Source organism: Pseudoalteromonas sp. A3 (assembly GCF_025942345.1).
Classification (GTDB): domain Bacteria; phylum Pseudomonadota; class Gammaproteobacteria; order Enterobacterales; family Alteromonadaceae; genus Pseudoalteromonas; species Pseudoalteromonas atlantica.
Genome location: NZ_JAPCKL010000026.1, coordinates 1 through 4,890, shown reverse-complemented (window position 1 = coordinate 4,890; position 4,890 = coordinate 1). Strand labels below are relative to the sequence as shown.

General features: G+C 40.4%; 2 protein-coding genes and 5 tRNA genes. 5 read left to right on the top strand and 2 right to left on the bottom strand.

Annotated features, from left to right (window positions below; all coding sequences use genetic code 11):
- Positions 1 to 163 precede the first annotated feature (163 nt).
- The 5 genes from OIZ54_RS20215 to OIZ54_RS20195 all read left to right on the top strand — a co-directional run bounded on the left by OIZ54_RS20215 (position 164) and on the right by OIZ54_RS20195 (position 717).
- Positions 164 to 239: transfer RNA gene (locus OIZ54_RS20215), tRNA-Gly, on the top strand.
- A gap of 39 nt (positions 240 to 278) precedes the next feature.
- Positions 279 to 365, top strand: a tRNA-Leu gene (locus tag OIZ54_RS20210).
- A gap of 60 nt (positions 366 to 425) precedes the next feature.
- Positions 426 to 501, top strand: a tRNA-Gly gene (locus tag OIZ54_RS20205).
- 19 nt (positions 502 to 520) lie between these two features.
- A tRNA-Cys gene (locus OIZ54_RS20200) sits at positions 521 to 594 on the top strand.
- A 36-nt stretch (positions 595 to 630) separates the two neighbouring features.
- A tRNA-Leu gene (locus tag OIZ54_RS20195) sits at positions 631 to 717 on the top strand.
- A 523-nt stretch (positions 718 to 1,240) separates the two neighbouring features.
- Here OIZ54_RS20195 and OIZ54_RS20190 read toward each other — a convergent pair.
- Positions 1,241 to 2,836, bottom strand: a complete 1,596-nt coding sequence (locus OIZ54_RS20190) for a BCCT family transporter (RefSeq protein WP_096739834.1) — start codon at positions 2,834 to 2,836, stop codon at positions 1,241 to 1,243.
- 183 nt (positions 2,837 to 3,019) lie between these two features.
- A complete protein-coding gene (locus tag OIZ54_RS20185) occupies positions 3,020 to 4,435 on the bottom strand; it encodes an alanine/glycine:cation symporter family protein (protein ID WP_024033645.1) in 1,416 nt (471 codons plus the stop codon).
- Positions 4,436 to 4,890 lie beyond the last annotated feature (455 nt).

Below are 4,890 nucleotides of genomic sequence, written 5' to 3'. Positions count from 1 at the left end.
ATTGGTAGACACAAGGGATTTAAAATCCCTCGACTAACAAGTCGTGCCGGTTCAAGTCCGGCCTCGGGCACCACTTTGTGGTTTAATTACATCGCCAAGTGTAATTTATAAAAACAATGTTACATAAATTAGTTTATGTAATTAAATTTAGAATTAATATGATGCGGCACTAGCTCAGTTGGTAGAGCGCGACCTTGCCAAGGTCGAGGTCACGAGTTCGAGCCTCGTGTGCCGCTCCATATTAGTTTTATCCACTTGCTTTAAATAGCAAACTCGATGCCCGAGTGGTGGAATTGGTAGACACAAGGGATTTAAAATCCCTCGACTAACAAGTCGTGCCGGTTCAAGTCCGGCCTCGGGCACCACTTTTAATTATCCTACCAAGATAATTGAGAGTTAGATAAAATATTAATGAAAAGTTTAACGCGGCACTAGCTCAGTTGGTAGAGCGCGACCTTGCCAAGGTCGAGGTCACGAGTTCGAGCCTCGTGTGCCGCTCCAAATTATTTGGAAGCGTTAAGGCGGAATGGCAGAGTGGCCATGCAGCGGATTGCAAATCCGTCCACCTCGGTTCGACTCCGGGTTCCGCCTCCATTTAATACTCCACATGCTTTAAATAGCAAACTCGATGCCCGAGTGGTGGAATTGGTAGACACAAGGGATTTAAAATCCCTCGACTAACAAGTCGTGCCGGTTCAAGTCCGGCCTCGGGCACCACTTTTACTAAAGTCCTTTTAGTAAATTAAATACTCCCTATTTTTAAATAAACATCCATTTTTTATATAACAATCACTTTGTTTATGTTTTTGCCTATTCCTTAAAGATTAATAGCAATTGGCTTAATCAAGTGACTAATTTTGAGGCAGACAATCGTGCTTAAAGCAAAGCATATGTATTGTTACACGTTAGCGTTAGTTGATTAAACCTACATTACTTTTCCTATATCCCTTTGCTGCTGCCGTCTAAATCCAATTCAGTTCATCAATCAATTTTGCATACATGCGCGACTACCTGATGATATAAACTTGATAGCTAAAGGTGTAACTAATAGCGCTTGGTTATTATGCGCTGATATGTGCGCTCTATTTATTTAAAACAACGTGTTTAAGAGGTGTATTGCCAAAGCTAAACAGCTTGATAATTAAATACGGTCGTTAATGTATTAGCTGAAGTGTAGGTAAGGGAGGAAATAAAGTGCAAAGCAAAGCGACACAAAGCCGCTTTGCTAAAGTACATAATGCTATAACTTTGTTTGTGCCTTATAAATAGGGTATTCGCTCATTAAACCTTGAATAAGCGCCACGCACATTAAAATAAGCACAATTGAGAAAGGTAACGCAGTGGTTACTACTCCAGATTGCAGAGCCTGCAAGGCTTGAGAGCCACCTACCCACAGTAATACGGCGGCTATTGCCCCTTCAATCGATGCCCAAAATATACGTTGTGGTACCGGCGCATCAATTTTTCCGCCAGCGGTTATGCCATCTATTACAAGTGAGCCAGAATCAGAAGAGGTAATAAAAAACACTAAAACAAGCACAATTGAGATCACACTAATAAGGCCACTAAGCGGAAGCTGCTCATAAACCTGAAATAGCGTCACAGAGATATCGGTTAACCCGTTTTGCCCAAGTGGGCCTACTTTATCAATAATTTGTGAAATCGCTAAATTACCAAATACCCCCATCCACACTAAGCTTAATAGTGTTGGCAGGCCAATGACGACTAATAAAAATTCTCGCACGGTACGGCCTCTAGAAACGCGGGCAATAAACATTCCTACAAACGGCGACCACGATATCCACCATGCCCAGTAAAATACTGTCCAGGCATGCATCCAGTCTTCATCTTCACGGCCAAACGGATTACTAAGCGGAACCATATGTTCTACATATGCACCAAAGGTAAACCATATTGCTGTGATTGAGTCACTAAAAGTAAGCGATATTATGGCTACAAGTAAAATAAATGCACATATAAGATTGATGTTACTAAGTACTTTCACACCCCCTTCAATGCCTTTAATAACAGAAACAATAGCAATACAGGTAACGAGTGCTATAACTGTAATTTGAAAAGCGGTGCCGTAGTCAGTGCCCATTAAATAATTAATACCACTTGTTGCTTGCTGTGCCCCTAAACCAAGAGACGTTGCTAAACCAAAAAGCGTAGAGAGTACAGCAAGTATATCAATAACATGACCCAGCCAACCCCAAGCACGATCGCCAAATAAGGGATAAAACACGGAGCGTATAGATAACGGAAGGCCTTTATTGTAAGCAAAAAACGCTAAGCTAAGTGCAACAATGGCATAAATTGCCCAACCATGTAAGCCCCAGTGATACATGGTGGCGCCCATGGCTAAAGAGTGCGCTTCTGGGGTATTTGGCTCTGCGTTCATTGGCATTAAGTACCAATCAGTATAATAGGCTGCGGGCTCTGCAACACCCCAAAACAGTAAACCTATCCCCATTCCTGCGGCAAATAACATTGCCAGCCATGAGAGATAACCATGTTCAGGTTTTGCATCAACACCCCCTAAGCGAATTTTACCAAGAGGGGAGAGCGCAAGTGCAAAGCAAAATAATACGAAACCATTAGCAATCAACATGAAGTAGCTATCAAATTTATTGATAATGGCATCTTTAGTTGAGGTAAGTGCTTCCCTGACCACTTCAGGGTCAAGCAATAAGGTAAGGGCAACAAATAATATGACTAAAAATGCGCTTATTCCAAACACTGGGTTATGAACATCAAACCCCCATTTTTGTACGTTATCTTGACCTACCTGATAATCGGTAGTGTCAATACTGTATTTGTTCAATTGGTCATCCATCATGACTCCTTTATATTATAGATAACAAACTTCAATTTTATAGTACTTAAGTAAATCAAAAAGCGCCTATTACTGATATTTAATTATGGTATATATCTCTGAAATACATTAATAAATTTTTATATAGTTTGAAAGGCAAAAAAAAGCGAGCTAATGCTCGCTTAATAATTTTTTAATTTAGCGTTACTTCCACGCGTTAGGATCAACCTCTTTAGCGAGCTTAGGGTGCTTGTCTTTGTCAAACGTAGGTAATACACCTTGCTTGTTTTGCGCGTTGTAATCTTTTGATAACCACACAACAACGCCTGAAAGCATAAACAGTGCAACCACGTTTACAATAGCCATAAGGCCCATAGAAATGTCAGCAAGTGTCCAAATAATACCTAGTTCACCAATGGCACCAAACATAACCATACCTAATACAAGTAATCTAAATATAAACATTCCTTTAGTAGAGTTGTGCTCTAAAAACATTAGGTTTGTTTCGGCATATGAGTAATTCGCGACAATAGAGGTAAATGCAAAAAACAAAATGGCAATGGCAATAAAGTAAGTACCCCAGTCACCTACGTGCTCTTGTAGTGCGGCTTGCGTTAACTCTATTCCTAATACACCCGATTCAGGCACAAGTTGATTAGACAGTAAGATTAATGAGGCAGTGGCTGTACAGATCACAATAGTATCTATAAATACACCTAGCATTTGCACATACCCTTGCGAGGCTGGGTGCGGTGGATAAGGTGTTGCCGTTGCTGCGGCATTGGCTGCGCTACCCATACCGGCTTCGTTTGAAAACAAACCGCGCTTAATACCTTGGATCATAGCTTGCGTTACACCATAGCCAATTGCACCGGCGCCTGCTTGCTCTAAACCAAAAGCACTTTTTATTATAAGTACAATAACATCAGGCAGGGCAGTAAAGTTAATCGCACATACATATATAGCAACTAGCAAATAGGCAAGCGCCATAAATGGAACAACCATTTCGGCAAAGCGTGATATTGTTTTTAATCCACCAAAAATAATGATGCCAGAGCCAATTACAAGTGCAATGCCTACTATATACTTAGGTACATCAAACGCTACTTCAAATGCGGCAGCAATAGAGTTTGACTGTACAGCATTAAATACCAGGCCAAAGGCTAAAATTAAGCATAATGAAAACAACACACCCATCCAGCGTTTGCCTAAACCTCGTTCCATATAATAAGCAGGGCCGCCTCTAAAGTTGCCATCAGCGTCTTTAGTTTTATAAGCTTGCGCTAACGTACTTTCTGCAAAGCTAGTTGCCATACCTATTAAAGCAATCAGCCACATCCAAAATATAGCGCCAGGGCCACCTAAATAAAGTGCCACGGCAACACCGGCCATATTACCTGTTCCAACCCGCGCCGCTAAAGAAGTACAAAAAGCCTGAAAAGAAGAAATCTCATCTCCACCACATTTACGTGAGCCAAACATAACTTTAAACATATGAGGGAATTGTACAAATTGAATAAAGCCTAACCGAATGGTAAAAAAGACACCTGCTGCTATTAATAAGTAGACGAGAACTTGGCCCCAAAGTAAGGCACTTATACTATTTATTATATCTGTCATGAATACTACCTAAGTACATGAGTTGAAAAAGTGCTGGCAACTTACCATAACAAATCAAAAGAGTTTAGTTTTAAAAGCAAAAAAGCAGTCTTATCCACAGGTTTTTGTGGGTAACATGTGTTTTTAATGTGGGGTTCTTATGGGTATAAAATAAATGCAATTTTATTCAATAAAACGCTTGCGTATAAAACGTTTCTCCCTATAATGCGACCCCACTGAGACGGCAGACAGCAACGCTTAGCGAGGCAAGAGTCAATCAGTGAGTCGAGTAAAACTTAGTTTTAAAAACTTTCAAGTTTAACAAAATTAAGTGTTGACAAAAAAATAGGAAGGCGTAAGATGCGCAGCCCTAGCGAGATAAAGTTTAACGCTTTAATCGCAACGTTCTTTAACAATATAAAGCAATCATCTGTGTGGGCACTCGTACAGATTGAGTTCTAACAGCCAAGCTACTT